The sequence below is a fragment of the Amycolatopsis sp. NPDC048633 genome, from assembly GCF_040650695.1.
Lineage (GTDB): Bacteria > Actinomycetota > Actinomycetes > Mycobacteriales > Pseudonocardiaceae > Amycolatopsis.
Window position 1 is genome coordinate 1 of sequence record NZ_JBEZHS010000011.1, and the last position, 22503, is coordinate 22503.

Annotated in this window: 17 protein-coding genes, 3 tRNA genes and 1 pseudogene; 9 read left to right on the forward strand and 12 right to left on the reverse strand. The window is 69.7% G+C overall.

All coding sequences use genetic code 11. The annotated features are described in order from the left end of the window. Window positions 1-96 precede the first annotated feature (96 nt). Both rfbA and AB0C38_RS20850 read right to left on the reverse strand, forming a co-directional pair. Window positions 97-978 carry a glucose-1-phosphate thymidylyltransferase RfbA gene (gene rfbA / locus AB0C38_RS20845; RefSeq protein WP_360675651.1) on the reverse strand — a complete coding sequence of 294 codons (882 nt, stop codon included), beginning with the start codon at window positions 976-978 and terminating at the stop codon, window positions 97-99. A gap of 72 nt (window positions 979-1050) precedes the next feature. Further along, window positions 1051-2187: a sialidase family protein gene (locus AB0C38_RS20850; protein WP_360675654.1), complete on the reverse strand. Its 1137-nt coding sequence runs from the start codon at window positions 2185-2187 to the stop codon at window positions 1051-1053. A 198-nt stretch (window positions 2188-2385) separates the two neighbouring features. Between AB0C38_RS20850 and AB0C38_RS20855 the strand changes: the two genes are divergently transcribed. Further along, a complete protein-coding gene (locus AB0C38_RS20855) occupies window positions 2386-3048 on the forward strand; it encodes a hypothetical protein (protein WP_360675657.1) in 663 nt (220 codons plus the stop codon). Between the two features lie 36 nt (window positions 3049-3084). Here AB0C38_RS20855 and AB0C38_RS20860 read toward each other — a convergent pair whose 3' ends face one another. Beyond that, on the reverse strand, window positions 3085-3576 hold the full coding sequence (locus AB0C38_RS20860) for a YajQ family cyclic di-GMP-binding protein (protein ID WP_284747809.1): 492 nt from the start codon (window positions 3574-3576) through the stop codon (window positions 3085-3087). A 118-nt stretch (window positions 3577-3694) separates the two neighbouring features. Here AB0C38_RS20860 and AB0C38_RS20865 point away from each other — a divergent pair. Next, window positions 3695-3777: transfer RNA gene (locus AB0C38_RS20865), tRNA-Tyr, on the forward strand. Between the two features lie 56 nt (window positions 3778-3833). Here AB0C38_RS20865 and AB0C38_RS20870 read toward each other — a convergent pair. The 5 genes from AB0C38_RS20870 to AB0C38_RS20890 are packed head-to-tail and all read right to left on the reverse strand — an operon-like array spanning window position 3834 to window position 11542. After that, window positions 3834-6689, reverse strand: a complete 2856-nt coding sequence (locus tag AB0C38_RS20870; RefSeq protein WP_360675660.1) for a carbohydrate-binding protein — start codon at window positions 6687-6689, stop codon at window positions 3834-3836. 22 nt (window positions 6690-6711) lie between these two features. After that, a complete protein-coding gene (locus tag AB0C38_RS20875; protein WP_360675663.1) occupies window positions 6712-7572 on the reverse strand; it encodes a carbohydrate ABC transporter permease in 861 nt (286 codons plus the stop codon). Beyond that, entirely contained in the window at window positions 7569-8525 is a 957-nt protein-coding gene (locus AB0C38_RS20880) for a sugar ABC transporter permease (protein ID WP_360675666.1), read from the reverse strand. Before AB0C38_RS20880 ends, AB0C38_RS20875 begins: the two co-directional genes overlap by 4 nt. Next, a complete protein-coding gene (locus AB0C38_RS20885) occupies window positions 8522-9877 on the reverse strand; it encodes an extracellular solute-binding protein (protein ID WP_360675669.1) in 1356 nt (451 codons plus the stop codon). The genes AB0C38_RS20880 and AB0C38_RS20885 overlap by 4 nt, the downstream gene beginning before the upstream one ends. Before the next feature lie 18 nt (window positions 9878-9895). Next, window positions 9896-11542: a glycoside hydrolase family 13 protein gene (locus tag AB0C38_RS20890; protein WP_360675672.1), complete on the reverse strand. Its 1647-nt coding sequence runs from the start codon at window positions 11540-11542 to the stop codon at window positions 9896-9898. Window positions 11543-11714: 172 nt separating this feature from the next. Between AB0C38_RS20890 and AB0C38_RS20895 the strand changes: the two genes are divergently transcribed. Further along, window positions 11715-12734: a LacI family DNA-binding transcriptional regulator gene (locus AB0C38_RS20895; protein ID WP_360675676.1), complete on the forward strand. Its 1020-nt coding sequence runs from the start codon at window positions 11715-11717 to the stop codon at window positions 12732-12734. A gap of 60 nt (window positions 12735-12794) precedes the next feature. Here AB0C38_RS20895 and lon read toward each other — a convergent pair whose 3' ends face one another. From lon to AB0C38_RS20915, 4 genes are all read right to left on the reverse strand, one after another. Then, window positions 12795-15200: an endopeptidase La gene (gene lon / locus AB0C38_RS20900; RefSeq protein ID WP_360675679.1), complete on the reverse strand. Its 2406-nt coding sequence runs from the start codon at window positions 15198-15200 to the stop codon at window positions 12795-12797. A 100-nt stretch (window positions 15201-15300) separates the two neighbouring features. Continuing rightward, window positions 15301-16149 carry an SAM-dependent methyltransferase gene (locus AB0C38_RS20905; protein ID WP_360675681.1) on the reverse strand — a complete coding sequence of 283 codons (849 nt, stop codon included), beginning with the start codon at window positions 16147-16149 and terminating at the stop codon, window positions 15301-15303. Then, a complete protein-coding gene (locus AB0C38_RS20910) occupies window positions 16146-17000 on the reverse strand; it encodes an SAM-dependent methyltransferase (RefSeq protein ID WP_360675684.1) in 855 nt (284 codons plus the stop codon). The genes AB0C38_RS20905 and AB0C38_RS20910 overlap by 4 nt, the downstream gene beginning before the upstream one ends. 70 nt (window positions 17001-17070) lie before the next feature. After that, window positions 17071-18009, reverse strand: a complete 939-nt coding sequence (locus AB0C38_RS20915) for a GNAT family N-acetyltransferase (protein ID WP_360675686.1) — start codon at window positions 18007-18009, stop codon at window positions 17071-17073. Between the two features lie 237 nt (window positions 18010-18246). On the opposite strand from AB0C38_RS20915, the pseudogene AB0C38_RS20920 reads away from it, so the two are divergent. The 6 genes and pseudogenes from AB0C38_RS20920 (at window position 18247) to AB0C38_RS20945 (ending at window position 22316) form a co-directional block, all read left to right on the forward strand. Next, window positions 18247-20891 (forward strand): annotated as a pseudogene (locus AB0C38_RS20920) (EAL domain-containing protein). Window positions 20892-20971: 80 nt separating this feature from the next. Beyond that, a tRNA-Thr gene (locus AB0C38_RS20925) sits at window positions 20972-21044 on the forward strand. A gap of 49 nt (window positions 21045-21093) precedes the next feature. Continuing rightward, window positions 21094-21166: transfer RNA gene (locus AB0C38_RS20930), tRNA-Met, on the forward strand. Between the two features lie 51 nt (window positions 21167-21217). Next, complete coding sequence (gene rpmG / locus AB0C38_RS20935) at window positions 21218-21382, forward strand: 50S ribosomal protein L33 (RefSeq protein ID WP_005152047.1); 165 nt, start codon at window positions 21218-21220, stop codon at window positions 21380-21382. Between the two features lie 89 nt (window positions 21383-21471). Next, window positions 21472-21921 carry a MaoC family dehydratase N-terminal domain-containing protein gene (locus AB0C38_RS20940; RefSeq protein ID WP_360675688.1) on the forward strand — a complete coding sequence of 150 codons (450 nt, stop codon included), beginning with the start codon at window positions 21472-21474 and terminating at the stop codon, window positions 21919-21921. Beyond that, window positions 21918-22316, forward strand: coding sequence for a MaoC family dehydratase (locus tag AB0C38_RS20945; RefSeq protein WP_360675690.1), 399 nt, complete (start codon window positions 21918-21920; stop codon window positions 22314-22316). The genes AB0C38_RS20940 and AB0C38_RS20945 overlap by 4 nt, the downstream gene beginning before the upstream one ends. Window positions 22317-22503 lie beyond the last annotated feature (187 nt).

The following is a 22503-nucleotide window of genomic DNA, read 5'->3' on the forward strand; positions in this document are numbered from 1 at the left end:
AGACAGCTCCACTTCACATCCGGAGGCCTTCACCTGTCTGTACGACAGGCCGCCGCTGGTCACCTCAACTCGGGACAACGTCCCTGGACATCACATCTAGGCCGAAGCCCCCGCGGCCGTGGCGACTGCCTTCACGTAGTCGCCGTAGCCGGACTTCGCCAGCTTCTCGCCCAGCGCGTAGCACTCGTCGGCGTCGATGAAGCCCATCCGCAGCGCGATCTCCTCGAGGCACGCGATGCGCACGCCGGTGCGGTGCTCCAGCACCTGCACGAACTGGCCGGCTTCGAGCAGCGAGTCGTGCGTGCCGGTGTCGAGCCAGGCGAAGCCGCGGCCGAGGTCGACCAGCGACGCCCGGTCCTGGCGCACGTACGTGAGGTTGACGTCCGTGATCTCGAGCTCGCCGCGCGCCGACGGCTTCAGCGCGCGGGCGATCTCGACGACCTGGTTGTCGTAGATGTACAGCCCGGTGATCGCCTTGTTCGAGCGGGGCTTCGCGGGCTTCTCCTCGATGGACACCAGCTTGCCGCCCGCGTCGACCTCGCCGACGCCGTAGCGCTCGGGGTCCTTCACCGGGTAGCCGAACAGGACGCAGCCGTCGAGCTCGCGCACGGCCGTCTCCAGGCGGCCGGAGAAGCCCTGGCCGTAGAAGATGTTGTCGCCGAGCACGAGCGCCACGTCGTCGTCTCCGATGAAGTCCGCGCCGATGACGAAGGCCTCCGCCAGGCCGTTCGGGCTGGGCTGCTCGGCGTAGGAGAACGAGACGCCGAACTTGTCGCCGTTGCCGAGCAGCTTGCGGAACATCGGCAGGTCGGCGGGGGTGGAGATGATGAGGATCTCGCGGATCCCGGCCAGCATCAGCACCGAGATCGGGTAGTAGACCATCGGTTTGTCGTAGACCGGCAGCAGCTGCTTCGACACCGCCTGGGTGATCGGGTGCAGGCGTGTCCCGCTGCCTCCGGCCAGCACGATGCCCTTCATGAACTGCCTCCCTCTCCGCGGTCGGAACTCGACCACCCTACGGGTAGGCTCCCCGGGCCCGGTGGGGAAGCGCTAGAAGGCCGGTCCTTTGCCGAAGTAGGCCTTGCAGCCGGAGTTGTACTCGGTGGCGATCTCGAGCACGTTCTTGCCGCCGTCGACCGGCAGCAGCGTCGAGGAGTAGTTCGGGCAGAAGTTGTTGTAGATGCCGGTGATGTGCACCGGGGCGGGCAGCTCGTACCAGTTGCCGCTGCCGAAGTTGTCGTTCGCCAGCAGCACCTGGCCGTTCTTCGGCTGCGGCTGGCCCTTCGCGTTGGTGTAGATCTGCCCGACCATGACGATCCGCACGCCGTTCGGGCCGCCGGGGAAGAGCGTGATCGTCTGCGCGTGCTGGAAGTAGTTGCCGTTCGCGGTGTCGACGCGCGTGCCGGGGTCGGTGGGGCTGCCCCAGTTGGCGCCGTCGGGGGAGATCTTGAAGTACGGGTCGCAGTAGCGGTCGCGGAAATTGCAGATCTCGTAGGCGAAGTAGTAGCGGCCGTCGGGCAGCCTGCGGATGATCGGCATGCCGGGCCGGACCCGGTCCGGCGGGATGGCCAGGGTGAGCTGCTTGGTGCCCCAGTTCACGCCGTCGGTGGAGGCGACGCGGTTGAGGACCTGCGCGTACTTCGGTGCCTGCGTCTCGTCGGCGAAGTGGAGCCAGAGCGTGCCGCCGGCGTCGACGGTGAACTCGGGCTCCCAGATGCCGTCGATGTTGTGCGAGCGGGCGGCCTCGGACAGGAAGCCCCACGAGCGGCCGCCGTCCTTGCTGGCCCACACCTTGATCCCGAGGCGCCGCTGCGCCCCGGCGTCCTGCCGGTAGGAGGCGGCCCAGAGCAGGGTGCCCGCGCGCAGGCGCCCGACCCGCTGCGGCAGCTCGTAGAGGGTGCCGCAGCACATGCCGTACCGGCCGTCGGGGTCGCGGATGGCGCCGATCTGGTGGAACGTGGCGCCCTCGTCGGTGCTCTCCATGACGGGCGTGAACTTGCCGCTGGCGTCTTCGCTGGTCAGTGCGGCGATGATGTGCCCGCGACCGAAGATCGAGTAGTCGAGCCGGACCAGGCGCGCATAGGAGCCGAGGCCGGGCAGGAGCTGCTTGCGCTCGGCGGCGCTCGCGGGGGTCAGTGTCGCGCCGATCACGGTTAGTGACAGCACGAAGGCGAGCAAGCGGCGCATCTTGACCCTCTCCACGCGGTGACCGCGCGATTACAGCACGCGGCGAGGGTCCTTCGTGGACAGTCACACGGGGCATTCGCGCGTTCGAGCGGTTTGCTGTGCGCTTTCGGGTGACCGGTGACGCACGGCGACGGTAACGCTCCGGCAAAGAACGCCGAAAGATCACCGGGGGCCGGTTGGTGGCCCCGAGGGGGAACGATGAAACTCCGGCTGGCTTGCCTGCTGGTCTTGGTCCTGGCTTCCGCGTGCGCGCCGGCGACGGGGTTCGGCACGATCGTCGGGGCACCGACGTCGTCCTCGGCTCCGGCGCCTACTACTTCGGCGGCCCCGGTGCCGCGTGACGTGCCGACGGAGACGCACACGGGCAAGGGCCAGGGCGAGTTCGCGACGACGTGGCCGCCGGACCAGCTGGGCTTCTTCACGTTCGACTGCCCGAAGTGCTCGGGCAACGTGATCATCAGCACCGACGGCGGCGAGTTCGGCCTGGTCAACGCGATCGGCGCGTACCAGGGCACGACGTGGCTGAACACGGACCCGGACCGCCCGACGACGAAGGTGACGGTCCTCGCGAACGCGCCCTGGACGGCGACGATCGCGGACTACCGAAGCGTGCCATCGGCCTCGCCGGGCGCGCCGACATCGGGCAAGGGTGACGCGGTGTTGCGCGTGCCGGCGGGGATCGCGCACGTCAAGTTCACGGCGAAGACCCGCGGCAACATCGGGCTGTGGGTGCTCTCCGAGGAGGACCACGACCTGCTGATCAACGAGATCGGCGACGTCGATGTCGATCGGGAGGTCCGCGGTCCGGCTTATCTGCGGGTGGACGGATATGAGGCGAGCTGGACGCTCACGCCGTCCTGAGCGGGCACCCAATGGGGCCGGGTGCCCGCGGCGGCGTCACCGGTAGTTGGTGAACTGCAGCGCGATCTCGAAGTCCTTGCCCTTCAGCAAGGCGATCACGTCCTGCAGCTGGTCCTTCTTCTTGCCCGAGACCCGCAGCTGGTCGCCCTGGATCTGGGCCTGCACACCCTTGGGGCCTTCGTCGCGGATGAACTTGGCGATCTGCTTCGCCTTGTCCGACGCGATGCCCTGGATGATCTTGCCGCTGAGCTTGTAGATCTTGCCCGAGAGGGCCGGCTCGTCCGCTTCGAAGGCCTTCAACGAGATGCTGCGCTTGATCAGCTTCTCCTTGAACACCTCGACCGCGGCCAGCGCGCGCTCCTCCGTCTCGGACTCGATCGCGATCGCCTCCTCGCCGGACCAGTTGATCGTCGTGCCGGTGCCGCGGAAGTCGAAGCGCGTGCCCAGCTCCTTGCTCGCCTGGTTGAGCGCGTTGTCCACCTCCTGGCGGTCGACCTTGCTCACGACGTCGAAAGAGGGATCCGCCACGTGTCCTCACACCTCGTACTCGCTTGTCAGGGGCCACCCACCCTAGTCCCGGGTATCCCGGTTGACCCCCGCCGGGAGTGCTTGGGTAAGCTTCTTCCCGGCCGGTACGACCGGCTTGGGCGGGTTACCCGAGTGGCCAAAGGGGACTGGCTGTAAACCAGTTGGCTTACGCCTACGGGGGTTCGAATCCCTCACCCGCCACCCACGAAGAAGCCCGGTGACCGACGAGGTCACCGGGCTTTTCCGCATCCAAAAGCCTAGAAGCCGGAGTTCCCGGCTCCCCGCACCAGCGTGTAGCCGCCGTCGTTGAGCAAGCCGCCTGATGTGGCGCCGGTCACCGACGTGTGGGCGATCGACGCGCTGCCCGTCGCGTTCGTCTCGAGGCCGTACGTGCCCGCTCCGGCGATCGTCATGCGGTCGAAGCTCAGCTGCGTGATCGACTTCTGGAAGCTCAGCAGCACACCCTGGTACGTGCTGTCGGTCAGTGTCAGGTCCTCGACGACGATCGGGGCCGCGATGGGCGCCGAATCCGCGTAGATCCAGAGGCCGCCGATCGCCGAGTTCCAGTTGTGCTCGAAGCTGCCCGTCCGCACGAGTGTGTTGCGCCGGATCGACGTCGTGCCGGACAGCGGCACCGGGTTGAACCGCGTGCCCACCGTGATGCCCGAGCCCGCCTCGACGTTGTCCGAGACGACGTTGTCCTCGATCCGGTTGCCGGCGCCGCCGAAGACGCCGATGCCGTTCGCCAGGGCGGGCGACTGGACCGTGTTGAACGTGTACGCGCTCCCGGCCACCGTGTTGCCTTCGGAGAACATCGCCAGCCCGTCGTCGCCCGTGTTGCGGACCATCGACTGGTCCACCCGCACGTTGCTCGTGCCGGCGTCCTTGGCGTGGATGTTGACGCCGTCCGCGAACGTGTCGCGGATCCGCGTGCCGACCACGTACAGCCCGTTCGTGCCCGAGTCGGCCCACAGCCCGACCTTGGTGTGCTCGATCCACAGGTTCTGGATCAGCGAGCCAGTGCCGAAGTTGCCGTCCAGCGCGCCGTCCGAGCCGTTGTCGTCGCGGACCCGGACGTCACCGAAGATCGCGAAGTCGGCCAGCGTCACGTTGCTGCCCGTCCCGAAGAAGCCGCCGCGCGGACCGGTGCCCTGGATCACCGAGGACCACGGGCCCGCGCCGAAAACGCGCACGTTCGCGACGTTGATCTTCGACGTGATCCGGAACGTCCCCGCCGGGATCCACACCGGCTTGTTCTGCGACGCGCCCGCGGCGATCGCGGCATTGATCGCCGACGTCGCGTCCGAGCCGTTGTCCGGGACCGCGCCGTACGACGTGATGGACAACGCACCCGCGGGGGCGGTCGCCGCGGCCGGGGCCTGCTCGGCGTCCAGCAGGTCGACGTCGTAGTACGCGGCCGTGCTCGACGCGTCCTTCTGCAGCTTCAGGACCGTGCCCGCGGGCCAGTCGCCGATCGAAGCGCGCGTCTCGTCGTAGTACCGGTGCGGGCTGCCCTGCGACGGCACGTTCGTGTACGGGTACGCGCCGTAGACCCAGCTGTAGTTCGACGTCAGCGACAGGTCGCGGACCTTCGTACCGTTCGCGTACAGCGCCAGCGGCGCGGTCTGGCCGGCGCCGTCCGCGGTGTCCGGGATCGAGAACCGCAGGGTGACGGCGTTCGCGGGCTTCGTCAGCGTGAAGCTCACCGACTGCCCGGTGGAGCCCAGCCGCACCGCGCGGCGGCCGCTCGACTCGGCCTGGACCGTGTGGAACGTCCGGTCCGCGGCGAGCACGGTCCCGGTGGTCGTCCCGGCTTCGGCCTCGTACTCGGTGTACGGCGTCGTCGCGCCCCGCGCGGCCAGCGCCGTCTCGTTCGCGACGACCACGCTGTCGACCTGCACGTCGCTGCCGGTGCCGGCCAGTTGCAGGGTGTTGACGCCGGCGCGGACCGGCACCGAGACCGTGGCCGTCCGCCAGCCGGTGCCCGACGGCAGAGTCGCGGTCCCGGCGTCACGGCCGTTCGCCGACACCGCGAGGGTGCCCGCGTTGGCGAAGCGGATCGTGGCGGTCGCGGTGCCCGCCGAGGCCATCGCGAACGTACGCACCAGACGCGCGCCCGCCGTCGCGAAGCCCGTCACGTAGCCCGGCCCGGTGTAGCCCGCGGTCGTGGCACCGATCGTCGCGCCGCCGGAGAGGAATGCGGCTTCAGCCTCGCCAGGACCGGCGGGCACCGAAGCAGTCACGGTCAGGCTGTCGAGGTTCACGTTGCCGGAATCGGTGCTGTCGAAAGCGTACGCCACGGTGTGGTCGCCCGCGGTCAGGGTCACGGACTCGGTCGCCGACGTCCAGGTGTCCCAGTTCGCCGACGCCGGCAGCGACACCTGCCGTTGCCGGACACTGTCGACATAGAGGGAAAGCGTCATGGCGGTACCGGTGCCGTTCGCGTACCGGAGGGCAAGGGACTGCGGCCCGGCGGTCGTCACCTTGACCGCGAACGACGTCCGGGCGTTGCCCTTGTTGCTGTCGGTGTACCCACCGACGAACCCGCTTCCGCTGTAGCCCGGGTGATCGGTCGCGACTACCGCGCCGCCCGAGAGCGTCGCGTTCTCGGCCTCGAACAACGGACCCGCCTGCCCGGTCGCGGAGGGCGTGACGTCAAGGCGGTCGAGGTTGACGTTCCCGCTGTCGCCTGATCCGAAGGTGTAGGACACGCTGTGCGCGCCCGCGCCGAGTGAGACGGCGACGCTCGCCGAGCCCCAGCTGTCCCAGGAAGCCGTAGCGGGCAACGAAACCTGCTGTGCCAGGGAATCCACGGTCAGGGTGAGGGTTCGGGAAGAGCCGGTGCCGTTGGCGTAGCCGAGCGCGAGGGTGTACGAACCGGCCGACGCGGCAGAGACGGCGAAGGTCGTCCGCGCGGTGCCGCGGTGGCCGTCGGTGAAACCGCCGACGAAGCCGGAACCGCTGTAGCCGGGATGGTCGGTTTCGACCACAGCGCCGCCCGAAAGGGCAGCGGATTCAGCCTCGAGACGGGTGGTCGCGGCATGAGCCGGGACAGTGCCCAAGAGAGCGGTGAAAGTGAGCACCGCGACGGCCAGAACAGGGGATCTGCGCATCTGTTTTCTCCCAACAAGAGAGTCAGCCCTTGACGGCTCCGCTCAAGGCGTTGCCGCGCAGGAACATCCGCTGGAACACGAGGAACAGCACGACGGGAATGACCGTCGAAATAGCCAGAGCGGCGAGGAAGACGTCCAGCTCGACGAACTTCTGCAACGCCGGAAGCCGGACCGAGAGCGGCTGGACTGCCGGGTCGGGCAGCACCAGCATCGGCCAGAGGAAGTCTTTCCAGGCCGCGACGATCGCGAACACCGAGACGACGCCCAGGATCGGGCGGGACATCGGCAGCACGACCGACCAGAACAGCCGCAGCGGCCCGGCGCCGTCAACGCGAGCGGCTTCGAACACCTCACGCGGGAGGTTGTCGAAGAACCGTTGCACCAGAAGGATGTTGAACGCGCTGGCGCCCGAGGGCAGCCAGACCGCCCAGAACGAGTTGATCAGCGAGAAGTCGACCATCGACAGGTACAGCGGAACCAGCAGCACGACGGCCGGCACGAACAACGTCGTCAGGACGACGCCGGTGAGCACGCGCCGGTAACGCGGCCGCAGCACCGACAGCGCGAACCCGGCCGTCGTCGCGACGATCAGCTGCACCAGCCACGACCCGGCGGCGACCCACACGGTGTTGAGGAAGTACTTGTCGATCTGGACGCGCGTCCACGCCGTCGAGAGGTTGGCGAGATCGATCCCGTGCGGCCACAGGGCCAGGGGGTCGCGCAACGTGTCCTGCGTCGGTGTGACCGCCGCCTTCGCCAGCCACAGCATCGGCCCCAGCCCGGCCAGGAACAACGCCGCGAGCAACAAAGCGTGCAGCGTGCGGGTGGTGCGGCGGACGGCGGGCCGCCGCCAGTCCGACGGCGAGAGCAGAGCGCGCGTCATGACTTGCTCCAGGAGCGGGTGAGGCGGAAGTACACGGCGGAGAACAGGCCCAGCACCACGGCGAGCAGCACACTCAACGCGGTCGCCGCGCCGTAGTCGCCGCCGAGGCTGTCGGCGAAGGCGTAGTTGTAGACGAGCAGCAGGATCGTGGTCGTCGACCGCGCCGGGCCGCCGCCGGTGAACAGGAACGGCTCGAGGAACACCTGGGCCGTGCCGACGATCTGCAGGATGAACGTGATCAGCAGGACCCCGCGCAGGTGCGGCAGCGTGACGTGCCAGACCTTGCCCCAGACCGACGCGCCGTCGATCTCGGCCGCCTCGTACTGCTCGGGCGGGACGCTGGTCAGCGCGGCGAGGTAGATGATGATCGTGGCGCCGGCTGCGGCCCACGTCGCCTCCGCGACCAGCGAGAACATCGCCGTCGACGCCGACTGCAGCCACGGCGCCGGGCTGATCCCGACCGCACCCAGCACCGTGTTGAACACGCCGTTCGGGCTCGCGTCGTAGAAGAATTTCCACAGGAGCACGGCCACCACCGGCGGGATCACCACCGGCAGGTAGGCCAGCGCGCTGTAGAGGCCCTTCGCCCGGCGGACCTCGCTCATCAGCACCGCGGCGACCAGCGGGATCGGGTAGCCGAGCAGCAGCGCGAGCACCGCGAACCACAGCGTGTTGCCGACGGCGTTCCACAGCTGCGGATCGCTGAGCACCGCGCGATAGTTGTCCAGCCCGACGAACACCGGGTCCGAGACGAGGTTCGTCTGCTGGAAGCTCATCACGACGGCCTGGCCGATCGGCCGCCACGAAAACAGCCCGAACACCGCCAGCATCGGCAGCAGGAACAGCACCGTGCCGAGGCCGCCGCCGCGCACCCACGTCATCGGGGTGCGCCGGCGGCGGGCCCGGGCCGGCGGGCGGGTGGTGACCGCCGGCCGGGCCGCCGTGAGCGTCACGGCTTGTCCAGCAACGCCTGGGCCTGCGTCTGCGCGTCGGCCAGCAGGGCGGGGATGTCCGCGCCGCGGTCGGTCAGGACCTTCTGCGCCACCGGGTCGAGCAGGCCGTAGACCTGCTGCGTGGAGCGTGTCGGCTCCGGGATCAGCGGCTGGCCGAACATCTTGTCCGTGTAGGGCGTCATCTGCTTCACCGGCACGTTGACGTACTGCGCGATCCAGCCCAGCCGCTGGTCGAAGGTCGCCTTGTCGAACACCGGCAGCTCGGGCGAGCCGACGGCCTCACCGGAGTCCGCGGTCGCCTTCGCGTCGGCCACCGCCGCGGCCTGGTCGGCCTGCTTGCTCAGGTAGTAGAAGTCGATCCACTTCACGGCCGCGGCCTTGACGGCGTCGTTCGCCTTGGCGTTGACGCCGGCGAGCGTGCCGCCGCCGAGGACACCGGCGTTCGGGCCGTCCAGCGGGAGGGCTGTGACGCCGTAGTCGTCCGCCTTGATCGCGTTCTGCGCCTTGAGCGAGCCGTAGTTGCCGCCGCCGGAGACGTACATCCCGATCCGGCCGGCGGCGAAGTCCTGGTTGATGCCGTTCCAGTCGTAGAGGAAGTTGGCGCCCATGCTGTTGTCGTCCCAGCGCATGGTGTGGATCGTCTGCAGCGCGCGCGCCATCTGCGGGGTGTTCAGGGTCGCCGTCGCCTTGTCACCGGCCAGCTGTTCGGTGCGGCCGCCGAAGGCGTAGTCGAGCGTGGCGAGGATCCAGCCGCCGGTGTTGTCCGTGGTCAGCTGGGCGTACCCGGCCACGCCGGTCTTCTGCGCGATCTGCTTGGCGTCCGTACGAATCTCGTCCCAAGTGGACGGTGGCTTGTCCGGGTCGAGGCCGGCCTGCTTGAAGAGCGTCCGGTTGTAGTGCAACGCTTGGCCGTGTGCGGCGATCGGGACGGCCCACATCTTGCCGTCGTCGGCCGAGCCCGCCTTCGCGACTTCGGGGTTGAACTTCTTCGCGTACGGCAGCTGGTCGACCAAGCCGCTGATGTCGGCGAGCTGACGGCGTTCGATCAGGCCGCGGCCGTCGGTGAACGGCATGGTCAGGACGTCGGGGAGGGTGCCGCCCGCCAGTTGCGCGGTGAACGTCGTCGCGTCCCACTTGAACTCCTGCGGGACCAGGTCGATCTTCGGGTTCGCGGTTTCGAACTGCGTGACGCGGGTGTTGAACGCGGCGACCGCACCCTGGTCGAGGCCCGGTTCGATGGACACCTTGACGACGGTCTTGCCGTCGGCGGTCGTGGTTTCGTCGGTGCCGGAACAGGCGGTCAGCACGACGGCGGCGCACAGGCACACCGCGGTGATCTTCGAGGACTTCATCGTCACTCCTGGCGGGTTTCAGACTCGCAGCCAGACGGCTGTGTCGGTGGGCAACTGGGAGTCGGCCAGCTCTTCGCTGGCGAGCAGGACTTCGAGGTGGGACGGCAGTTCGATCGGGGTTTCACCGAAGTTGACCAGGCAGAGCAGGTCGTCGCCACGGCGGAAGGCGAGGACGTCGTCGGTGCCGTCGGCCCAGGCGAAGTTCTCGCCACGCAGCCCGGGTTCGGACCGGCGCAGCGCGATCATGGTGCGGTAGAGCGTCAGCATCGACCGGGGATCCCCGTCCTGCCGCTCGACCGAGTAGTCACCCCAGTTCGCCGGCTGGGGCAGCCACGGGGTTCCGGCGCCGAAGCCGAACGCGCTGTCGGCGTCGGACGTCCAGGGCAGCGGGACGCGGCAGCCGTCGCGGCCGGGGTCGGTGCCGCCGGAGCGGAAGTGCATCGGGTCCTGCAGCACGTCCAGGGGCAGGTTTTCGACCTCGGGCAGGCCCAGCTCGTCACCCTGGTAGACGTACAGCGAGCCGGGCAACGCCGCCGACAGCAGCGCGGCCGCGCGGGCCCTTCGCTGCGCCTTCTCCAGGTCAGTGGGGATGCCGAAGGCCCGGCCCACGAAGCCGAACGAGCTGTCCTCACGGCCGTAACGGGTGGCCGCGCGGGTGACGTCGTGATTGGAGAGCACCCACGTCGGCGGCGCGCCGACCGGGCCGTGGGCGTCCAAAGTGGACACGATGGCGGTGCGGAGCTCGCCGGCGTCCCACGGGCGCATCATGAAGTCGAAGTTGAACGCCGTGTGCATCTCGTCCGGCCGCAGGTAGCGGGCGAAGCGGTGCGGGTCGGCCAGCCAGACCTCGCCGACCAGCACCCGGGGCTCGGCGTAGGAGTCGGCGACGGCCCGCCAGGCGCGGTAGATGTCGTGGATCTCGTCGCGGTCGACGAACGGATGCGCGTCCGGCGTCACCTCGTTGGGCAGCGCAGGGTCCTTGACCGGCATCGTTGCGGAGTCGATGCGGATGCCCGCGACGCCCCGGTCGAACCAGAACCGCAGCACCCGCTCGTGCTCGGCGCGGACGTCCGGGTGGTTCCAGTTGAGGTCCGGCTGCTCGGGCGCGAACAGGTGCAGGTACCAGTCGCCGGGGGTGCCGTCCGGGTTCGTGGTGCGCGTCCAGGTGCCGCCGGAGAAGCTGGATTCCCAGTCCGTCGGCGGCAGCTCACCGTGTTCGCCACGACCCGGGCGGAACCAGAACCGTTGGCGCTCAGGCGATCCCGGCCCGGCGGCCAGTGCGGCTTGGAACCACTCGTGCTGGTCCGAGACGTGGTTGGGGACGATGTCCACAATGGTCTTGATGCCCAGCCCGGCGGCTTCGGCGATCAGCTGCTCCGCCTCGTCGAGGGTGCCGAAAGCCGGGTCGATGACGCGGTAGTCGGCGACGTCGTAACCGCCGTCGGCCAGCGGTGACGAGTACCAGGGCGTGAACCAGAGGGCGTCCACGCCGAGGCTTTTGAGGTGGGGCAGGCGGGCGCGGACGCCGGCGAGGTCACCGGTGCCGTCGCCGTTGCCGTCGGCGAAACTGCGGGGATAGATCTGGTAGATGACCGCACCGCGCCACCACGGCGCCGCCTGCTCGGCGGGTGCGGTCAGCGGGTCGGTCGAGATGTCTGTGGTCACAGGACTCCCGTTCTGGCTCAACGGTTTCCGGAGCGCGGCGAAGGGTGCGGACCGGCGTCCGCATGGATTAGGTTTAGCGCTATACCTCGATAGACGGTAATGTCGTCCCCGGCCGCTTGTCAACGGCCGGTCCCGTAACCTCGGGGCCTGGGTGACCGAGAGGAGTCCGAGGGTGCGCGTCACGCTGCGGGAGGTCGCCGAGCAGGCGGGCGTGAGCATGATGACCGTGTCGAACGTGATGAACGGCAACCGCGCGCGGGTCTCGCCCGGCACCATCGAGAAGGTCCAGCGCATCGCGGACGAGCTGGGTTACGTCCCGAGCGCGTCGGCCCGCAGCCTCGCGACGAAGGCGTCCCGGCTGGTCGGCCTGCTGGTGCCGGCCGCCGACGAGGACAGCCTGATGATCAGCCCGCACACCATGGCGATCGTCGGCCTGATCGAGCGCGAGCTGCGCAAGTACGGCTACCACCTGCTGCTGCGCGGCGTCGCCCACCCGGACGAGGTCGCCGAGGCACTGCGCTCGTGGAGCCTCGACGGCGCGATCCTGCTCGGCTTCCTCGACGAAGAGGTCGGCAAGCTGACCAAGAAGACCATCGGCGCGGTCCACGTCGTCGCGATCGACAGCTACTCGGCGAACCGCCTGACGACGGGCACGCGTTCCGACGACTTCGCGGGCGCCCGGCTCGCGGCGAAGCACCTCCTGGACCTCGGCCACCGCCAAATCCTGTTCGCCGGTCCCGCGTTCAGCGGCGTCGGCGTGGTCCACGAACGCTTCGAGGGCTTCAGCCAGGCTTTCGCGGACGCGGGCGTCGAGCGGCCTGACTTGGTGGAGACGGTCAACACGACGTACGCCGAAGGCCGGGAACTCGGGCTCACGCTGGCCGGCCGCCACCCGGGTATGACGGCCCTGTTCGCGACGGCGGACATCCTCGCGGTCGGCATCGTCCACGGCCTGACCGAGGCGGGCATCCGAGTGCCGGAAGACGTTTCGGTGGTCGGCTTCGACGACCTCGACCTCTGCAACTACGTGACGCCGAAGCTGACGACGGTGTCGCAGGACATCGCGCGCAAGGCGTCGACGGCCGTGTCGATCCTGATGGACTCGATCGAGAAGGGTGAGCGCCCGAAGCGCCCGGTGACGATCGACGTCTCGCTCGTCGAGCGCGAGTCGACCGCACCCGTCCGAGCATAAGGAAACGGCCGGTTTCCCTGGGGGAGAGGGAAACCGGCCGTTCTTTGGCGGCGTTCGGGGTTACGCCGCCTGGGGAACCGGCGTCGAAGCCGGGGTCAGGGCGAGGTCGAGGACCTCGCGGACGTTGGCCACCGCGTGGACGTCCAGCTGGGACAGCACCTCGGCCGGGACGTCGTCCAGGTCCGGCTCGTTGCGCTGGGGGATGATCACCGTCTTCATCCCGGCCCGGTGGGCCGCCAGCAGCTTCTGCTTCACGCCGCCGATCGGGAGGACGCGCCCGGTCAGGGACACCTCACCCGTCATCGCGACGTCGGGGCGGACCACCCGGCCCGAGAGCAGCGAGGCCAGCGCCGTCGTCATCGTGACGCCCGCGGACGGCCCGTCCTTCGGGACCGCGCCCGCCGGGACGTGGACGTGGATGCCGCGCTCGCGCAGGTCGCCCACCGGGAGCTCCAGCTCCGCGCCGTGCGACCGCAGGTAGGACAGCGCGATCTGGACGGACTCCTTCATCACGTCGCCGAGCTGGCCGGTCAGCTGCAGCCCGGACGCGCCGGACTCCTGGTCCGCCAGCGACGCCTCGATGTACAGGACGTCACCGCCGGCCCCGGTCACCGCCAGGCCCGTCGCCACGCCCGGGGTCGCGGTCCGCTGGGTCGACGCGGGCAGCGACGACTCCGGCACGTGCCGCGGGCGGCCGAGGTAGGTCTCGAGATCCGGGGCATCGATGGTGAGCGGCAAGGACACCTCGTCCAGCGCCACCTTCGTCGCGATCTTCCGCAGCACCTTCGCGATCGTGCGGTTCGCGTCGCGCACGCCCGCTTCACGGGTGTACTCGGCGGCGATCCGGCTGAACGCGGCGTCGGTCAGGCTGACGTCGGCCGTGCCCAGACCCGCGCGCTCCAGCTCGCGGGGGAGCAGGTGGTCGCGGGCGATGGTGACCTTCTCGTGCTCGGTGTAGCCGTCCAGCGTGACGAGCTCCATGCGGTCCAGCAGCGGGCCGGGGATCGTCTCGAGCGCGTTGGCCGTCGCCAGGAACACGACGTCGGACAGGTCCAGCTCGACCTCGAGGTAGTGGTCGCGGAACGTGTGGTTCTGCTCCGGGTCCAGCACTTCGAGCAGCGCCGCGGTCGGGTCGCCGCGGTAGTCGGCGCCGACCTTGTCGATCTCGTCGAGCAGCACGACCGGGTTCATCGAGCCGGCTTCCTTGATGGCGCGGACGATCCGGCCGGGCAGCGCGCCGACGTAGGTGCGGCGGTGGCCGCGGATCTCCGCCTCGTCGCGGATGCCGCCGAGGGCGACGCGGACGAACTTGCGGCCCATGGCCTTCGCGACGGACTCACCCAGCGACGTCTTGCCGACCCCGGGAGGGCCCGCGAGGGCGAGCACCGCGCCGGAACGACGTCCACCGACCGGGCCGAGACCCGATTCGGCACGGCGCTTGCGCACGGCCAAGTACTCGATGATGCGTTCCTTGACGTCGTCGAGACCGGCGTGGTCGGCGTCCAAGACAGCCCGCGCGGCGGCGATGTCGTAAATGTCCTCGGTGCGCTCGTTCCAGGGCAGCTCCAGGACGGTGTCCAGCCAGGTGCGGATCCAGCCGCCCTCGGGGGACTGCTCGGACGTGCGGTCCAGCTTGTCCACCTCGGCCAGTGCGGCCTTCTTCACGGCGTCGGGCAGCTCGGCGCCTTCGACGCGGGCGCGGTAGTCCGTGTCGTCGGTCGAACCGTCGAGCTCACCCAGCTCCTTGCGGATGGCCTCGAGTTGGCGGCGCAGCAGGAACTCCTTCTGCTGCTTCTCCATGCCCTCGGCGACGTCCTTGCGGATCGTGTCGGTCACCTCGAGCTCGGCGAGGTGCTCCTTGCTCCACTCGAGCGCCTTCTCCAGGCGTGCGCTGACGTCGAGCGTGGTCAGCAGCTCGAGCTTCTGCTCGGTGTCGAGGTACGGCGCGTTGCCGGACAGGTCGGCGATCGCGGAAGCGTCCTCGACCTGCTGGACGGCGTCGATCAGCTGCCAGCCGCCGCGCTGCTGGAGGATCGACATGACGACGGCCTTGTACTCGGCCGCCAGCTTGGTGGTCTGGTCGTTCGTGGTCTCGGGGGCGTCCTCGGCGTGCACCCAGCGGGCCGCGCCGGGGCCGTCGGCCATCCGGCCGACGAGCGCGCGGGCGGTACCGCGCAGCAGGACGGCGGCCTTGCCACCGGGCACGCGCCCGATGCGCTCGACCGTCGCCACGGTGCCGTACTCGGCGTACTCACCGTGGACGCGCGGCACGATCAGGACCTCGGCCTTGGTGGCGCCGGCGGTCGACCGGATGCCGGGGAAGGAAGCCTGGCTCGGCGTGTTGGCCTGGGCGGACTCCACCGCGGCCCGCGTCTCGGTGTCGGTGAGGTCGAGCGGGACGACCATGCCCGGCAGCACGACGTCGTCATCGAGCGGGAGCACGGGCAGGAGGCGGGTGTCGGACATGTGCACTCCTCGGGTAGTTGAGTCTGCCTAGCTCAACTCTCCGATGGGTGTGTTTGTTTCCGATGGTGCGTTCGCCCACAGCGATCAGGGAAAGTGCAGGTCAGAGGCTTGGCCGGCGCGCGACCGCGCACCAGGCGAAGGGCCGGGTCTCCAGGTCGATCACGTTCGGAGGCTCCTCGGGGCGCCAGTCCGGCAACGATGTCATCCCCGGCGGGAGCAGCGGCCAGCCGCCGAACCAGGGGAGCAGGTCCTCGGCCGAGCGCAGCCACGCGGGGTTCGACGTGTCGCGGTAGGCGTCGATGAACCGCTTCACCTCCGCGGCGCGCACCGGCGGCGCGTCGTCGCGGCACGTGCCGTGCGTAAGCGCCAGCCAGCTGCCCGGTGCGAGCTTCGAGCGGTACGTCGCCATCAACCCCGAAGGATCGTCGGACGGCCCGGCGAAGTGCATCACCGTGATCATCAGCTGGCACACCGGCCGTGACCAGTCGATCAGCTCACGGGTCACGTCGTCCGCGAAGATCTCCTTCGGCCGCCGGATGTCCCGCTCGACCAGGCCCGCCCAGTCCGTCGCGCCCTCGCGTTCCAGGATCAGCCGCGAATGCGCGGCCGCGACCGGCTCGTAGTCGACGTAGACGACGGACGCCCGTTCACCGTCGGGCAGCAGCTCCCGGACGATCTCGTGCACGTTGCCCGCGGTCGGCACGCCGGAACCGAGGTCGACGAACTGGCGGACGCCGGCGTCCATCGCCGCCGAGACCACCCGGTTCATGAACGCCCGGTTCTGCCGCGAGATCGGCCGGATCAGCGGCCACACCTTCTCCACGCGCCGGCCGAACTCGCGGTCGACCGCCCAGTGGTGGTCGCCGCCGAGGTACCAGTCGTAGACGCGGGCCGCGGACGGCTTGTCGGTGTCGACCCCGGCCGGGGCGATCGGCGCTCCTTCGCTCATGCGCCGGGCTTCTCCGCGATGCCGCACCACGCGAACGGGCGGGCCTCCGCCTCCAGCGCGTTGAGCTTCCGGTCGGGCCGCCAGTCCGGCAGGTGCACGATGCCCGGTTCCATGATCGGCCAGTCGCCGAACAGCGGCTCGATCTCGTCGCGGTCGCGCAGCCACACCGGGTTGCTGGTCTTCCGGTACTGCTCGACGAACCAGCGCAGCCCTTCGAGGGTCTTGCCGGCCCCGTCGCCCTCGCTCATCTGCGAGATCGCCAGCCAGCTGCCCGGCGCGAGCTTGTCCCGGTACGCCTTCAGGAGGCCGATGGGGTCGTCGTCGGGCCCGACGAAGTGCAGCACCGCCATCATCATCAGGCAGACCGGCTTCGAGAAGTCGATGAGCCGCTTCGTCTCTTCGGCGCGCAGCACGGCCTTCGCGTCCCGCATGTCGGCCTGGACGATGCCCGCCCAGTCCGTCGCCGCCTCCTCTTCGAGGATCAGCGTCGCGTGCGCGACCGCGACCGGCTCGTAGTCGACGTACACGACCGTCGCGTCGTGGTCCTCGGGCAGCTCGGCTTCGACGACCTCGTGCACGTTCCCGGCCGTCGGGACCCCGGAGCCGAGGTCGACGAACTGCCGGATCCCGGCCCGCAGCGCCGCCCGCACCGCGCGGTTCATGAACTCGCGGTTCTGCTTCGACCCGGGGCGCACCAGCGGCCACTGCTGCTCCATGCGCCGGCCGAACTCGCGGTCCACGGCCCAGTTCTGCGTGCCGCCCAGGTACCAGTCGTAGATCCGGGCCGCGGACGGCTTCTCGGTGTCGACGCCCTCGGGTGCTCTCGGCGCGGAATCCCGCTGATCGGTCACGTCCGGCTCCCCTCGCTGCTCCGGGAGCCAGCCTATAAGCACTGAAGAGCAGGGGTAATCCGCCAGTCGTTCACCGAACGGCTGGTCGACGCTGCCAGTACGTCCACAGCGGGCGGTACCCCTGCGCGTACCAGAACGGCGTCGACAGCGGGTTCGCCGCCGCGTGGTGCAGGAGGACGACGTCGGCGCCCTCCTCGTCGAGGACGTGGTGGGCGTGGGTGGCCAGCGCGGTGCCGACACCGGACGACCGCGCCTCCTTGGCGACGGCCAGCGACGACAGGTAGCCGACGCGGTCCGCCGAGACGCGGTCGCTGATCCACCCGGTCTCGCCCGGGTGCTGGACGTTCACCATGCCGAGCGGACGGCCGTACAGCTCGGCGATCCACAGGGGCGGTTCCGGGCGGTCCAGCTGTTCGGCCAGGTCCTTGGCCATGATGTCTTCGATGCCTTTGCGCAGGTTGACCGTGCCGTACTGCGCGTCGAAGGAGTGCAGCTCGAGTCCCAGCGAGACGACGGTTTCGAGGTCGCCGGGCTCGGCGCGGCGGATCTTGACGCCGGGGGTGCCGCGCGGGCCCACCGGGACCATCCGCTCGGCCGGGCGGACCGCGATCACGCGCAGCGGCGCGAAACCGTGGTGCAGCATCTCCCGCGTGCCGGCGGCGTCCCGGCTGGCGCGCGGGACGATCGCGGCGGTCTCGGTGTCGCCGCGCTCGGCGACCGCGCGCAGATGTTCATCCCATTGGGTGAGGAGGGCATCGAGGGCGGCCGCGGGCTGCGGGCCGGTCAGCTGGAGGTCGAGGCGGTGCTCGGTCAGCGCCCGCCACGGCGCGTTCGGGGCGTCCTGGTCGACCTGGATGCGCGAGGCGAGGCCGGACGCGGCCGAGCCGGCCGTCGCCACCTCCAGCACCACGGCGCTTTCGGCCGCTTCGAAGGGGGAAGAACCGGGGAGCAGGGAATCCACCGCCGCGAGCCGGGCCGCGTGTTCGGTGGCAATCACGTCGCTGTGCATGAGCACATTGAAGCGCTACTCGGACTGGCGTGCGTACGGAACCACCCCAGGTTCCCAACCCGGATGTTTCACCCCTTGGTCCACGCAGGTCAGCGCCATCGAGGCATTGTTAACCCTGGGGTGATCTCCTAATGTCTCGAAAGGGACGCGGGTACGCCCTACGGGGTACGGTATGGCCCTTGTCCGCACCCGAAGTCACGGATCAGCACCGGTGGACAAGCCGGGAGGGAAGGTCGGATGCCGGACAGCAACGCCCACGGCGACGCCGTCGCACAGGCGCAGCCCGGGCCGGGAGCCGCTTCCGGGGCACCACCCGTCTCGGTCGAGGCTCGCACCGACGAGCGCCGGTTCCGCGCGTACACCTTCGCCGTCCTGAGCATCGGGATCATCGCCGCGTTCGCCGTCGGGTCCTGGCTGCCGTTCCACTGGGACAGCCGGCTGCTGTGGATCGGGCCGGTGCTCGCGGTCGCGTTCCTGCTCGCCGAACAGCTCGGCATCAACGTCGACGTCCGCAGCGGCATCTCGTGGACCATCTCCTTCACCGAGATCCCGCTCGTCATCGGGTTCTTCGTCGCGCCGTTCGAAGTCGTGCTGGCCGCGCACCTGGTCGCCGGCATCGGCACGCTGCTCGCGCGCAAGGTCGCCGGCCGCGTCCTCTACAACGCGGGCGCGTTCCTGCTCGAGATCACCGGCGCCTTCGCGGTCGCCGGGCTGGTCAAGTACGCCGTCGGGGCGGGGGTCGGCGACAAGATCCCGTGGGTCGCCGCGCTGGCCGGCACGCTGACCGCGCCGCTCGTGAGCACGCTCCTGGCGCTGGCCGCGGTCCGCGTCCTGCGGCGCCGGATGCGGGTCAGCACCGCGGTCCGGCTCACCGCGCGGATCCTGGTCGTCGGGTTCGTCAACGCGTCCGTCGGCCTGTCCGGCTACCTCGTCATCTCCAACACGCCCAAGGCGTGGCCGCTGGTGCTCGCCGTCTTCCTCGGCCTCACCGCGCTGTATTGGGCCTACTCCGACCTGCTGCGCGAGCAGCGGGACATGGAGGCGCTCTCCGACGTCAGCCTGATGGTGGCCCGCTCCGGGCAGCAGGCGGCGGCGCGCCCGGCCAGCCGGGCCGACGAGCTCGTCGGCGGCGTCGACGTCCGCGAATGGGCCACGATCGCCGAGCGCATCAAGGACCAGCTCGCCGCGGGCCGCGTCGTGCTGAGACTCCGGCTCGAACCGAAGGACACCATGCGCGTCGTCGTCGCCGGCGACGACCTGCCGCCCGCCGACCCGGCCGCCGACGACCCGCTGCTGCGCCTGCCCGGCGCGCACGTCCGGCACTTCCGGATCACCGAAGCCAACCCCGACGTCCGCGCGGCGCTGCTCGACCGCGGCGCGCAGGAGGCGCTCGTCGTCCCGCTGCGCAGCGCGAACCAGCTGCTCGGCGTCGTCGAGGCGCACGACCGGCTGTCCCGCTGGCGCGGCTTCGGCAAGTACGACGTCCAGCTGCTCGGCACGATGGCCAGCCACCTCGCGACGTCGCTGGACAACCGGCGGCTGCTCGCGACCCTGCGCCACGACGCCTACCACGACCCGCTCACCGGGCACCTCAACCGGCCGGGCTTCCGGCAGGTGGCGAAGGAACCGTTGCGGGACTTCGCGAACGCCGTGGTGCTGCGGATCGACCTCGACGTCTTTTCGACGGTCAGCGACGCGCTGGGCTACGCCTGGGCCGACCGGATGGTGATCGCCGCCGGCCGCCGCATCCGCGACGCGCTCGGCCCCGACGTCCCGCTCGCCCGCCTCGAAGGCGCGTCGTTCGCGGCGCTGCTCGTCGGCTGCCCTCCCGAGGACGCCCACGCCGCGGCCGAACGGCTGCGCGAAGAGCTTTCCGCCCCGTATCCGGTGGACCGGCTGTCGGTCGAGGCCAACGCGATGATCGGGTACGCCACGACGACGCCTGAGGAGTCCGGCGACGTCGTCGACATCGAAGGCCTGCTCCAGCGGGCCGACGTGGCTGTTCGCGCTACCAAGGGCGGCGAAGAGGTCCGCGGCTACGTGCCGAGCATGGGCCAGATCTTCCTGCGCCGCTTCCAGATGGTCACGCAGTTCCGGCAGTCCCTCGAAGACGGCCAGGTCAGCGTCCACTACCAGCCGAAGATCACCTGCCGAACCGGCAGGTGGCGGGCGTCGAGGCGCTGGTCCGCTGGGTGCACCCGGAGTTCGGGCGGCTCGGCCCGGACGAGTTCGTCCCGGCCATCGAGGCGGCCGGCCTGATCGGCGTCCTGACGTCGTTCGTGCTCGGCGAGGCGCTCAAGCGCTGCCGCAAGTGGCTCGACGAGGGCCTGCGGATCTCGGTGGCGGTCAACCTGTCGGTGCGCAACCTGGCCGACGAGGACTTCCCGAACAAGGTGGCCCGCGAGCTCGAGCGCGTCGGCATCCCGCCGGAGCTGCTGACGTTCGAGCTGACCGAGTCCGGGGTGATGTCGGACCCGCAGAAGGCGCTGCCGATCCTGCGCGAGCTGCACTCGCTGGGCATCACGCTCGCGGTGGACGACTTCGGCACCGGCTACTCGTCGCTGGCCTACCTGCGGCAGCTGCCGGTCGACCAGGTCAAGATCGACAAGAGCTTCGTCCTCGGCATGGGCACCGACCTCGGCGACCTCGCGGTGGTGCGGTCGATCGTCGAGCTGGGGCACTCGCTCGGGCTGACGGTGGTCGCCGAAGGTGTCGAGGAGGACGTCGCTCGCGACCAGCTCGAGGCGATGGGTTGTGACGTCGCGCAGGGCTACCTGATTTCGCGCCCGCTGCCGGAGGACCGCTTGGAGGCGTGGCTGCAGGCCCGCACGGCGCGCTCCCCGGGGCGTCACTCGGAGACCGTGCTTACCCTGCTGACCTGAGGTTTTGCTCTTTCGGGACCCCGGTTGCACGACGGGGTGACGGGGGTTGGTAATCTTTCGAAGTCCTCGCGAGAGGCCAGGCCCCTTTAGCTCAGTCGGCAGAGCGTCTCCATGGTAAGGAGAAGGTCTACGGTTCGATTCCGTAAAGGGGCTCACGACCTCAGCCGCGTCACGCCTGCGTGTCGCGGCTTGGGTCATGTAGGGCGGTGTAGCTCAGCTGGCAGAGCAAGCGGCTCATAATCGCTGTGTCGCCGGTTCAAGTCCGGCCACCGCTACGCGGTAACGACTGGGGCTAGCCCCCGGGACCTGAGAGAGAAGGAAACGCTGTGGCTGCCACCGACGTGCGACCCAAGATCACGCTGGCGTGCGAAGAGTGCAAGCACCGCAACTACATCACCAAGAAGAACCGGCGCAACAACCCGGATCGCCTGGAGATGAAGAAGTTCTGCCCGAACTGCGGTACGCACCGGACGCACAAGGAAACCCGCTGACCGCGTAGCGCGTTCGCACCAGCTTTCGAGAAGCCGCCCTGGACCACCAGGGCGGCTTCTTGCTGTCGGCGGCCCGGTAGCCTCTCGGGGTGCCCTTGGACGAGTCGTTCACCGGACGGGTTTACCCGCCGCAGACCAGCTACGAAGTGAGCCGGGAGAAGATCCGCGAGTTCGCCGACGCGATCGGCGACGCGAATCCGCTCTACCGGGATCCCGAAGCCGCGAAGGCGGCCGGCTACCCGGACGTGATCGCGCCCCCGACGTTCCTCACGATCATCAACCTGACGTCGATCAACGCGATCGTCACCGACCCCGAGCTGGGCCTCGACTACTCGCGCATGGTCCACGGCGACCAGCAGTTCACGTACAGCCGCCCGGCCCACGCGGGTGACACACTGCTGCTGACGACGCACATCGACCGGATCATGGCCCGGGCAGGCAACGACTTCATCAACCTGCGCGCCGAGATCACCGACGGCGACGGTGCGCACATCGCCACCACGAAGGCCCAGCTCGTGGTGCGGGGGGAGGACGCGTGAACACCGGAGACGAACTGCCCGCCCTCGAGGTCCGCATCACCCGCGACCAGCTGGTCCGCTACGCGGGCGCGGCCCTGGACTTCAACCCGATCCACTGGAACGAGACGTTCGCGAAGGAGGTCGGCCTCCCCGACGTGATCGCGCACGGCATGCTCACAATGGCGGTCGCCGGCCGGGTAGTGACGGACTGGCTGGGCGACCCAGGCCGCCTGATCGACTTCAGCGCCCGCTTCACCCGCCCGGTAGTGGTCCCGAACACGGCGGAGGGCGCCCTGGTGGAGATCACAGGCAAGGTCGCCGTGGTGAACGACGACGGCACAGCGCGAGTGGACCTGGTGGTCAAGTTCGACGACAAGACGGTCCTGGGCAAGCCCCAAGCGCTGGTCCGCGTTTAGAGCGCGGGTTCAGCGCACGCAAGACGGCATCGAAAGCCGGGGCAACGCGAACCCAGGCCGCCCCCCGCACCCCGATCCGAAGCCAGAACACGGCCGACGCCACCGGGTCAAGGCATCTTTCCCGCCTTGACGCGGTGCCGCCGGCCGTAGTCACAATCAGGCTGCGGGGTGCCGTCAGCCAAAACGG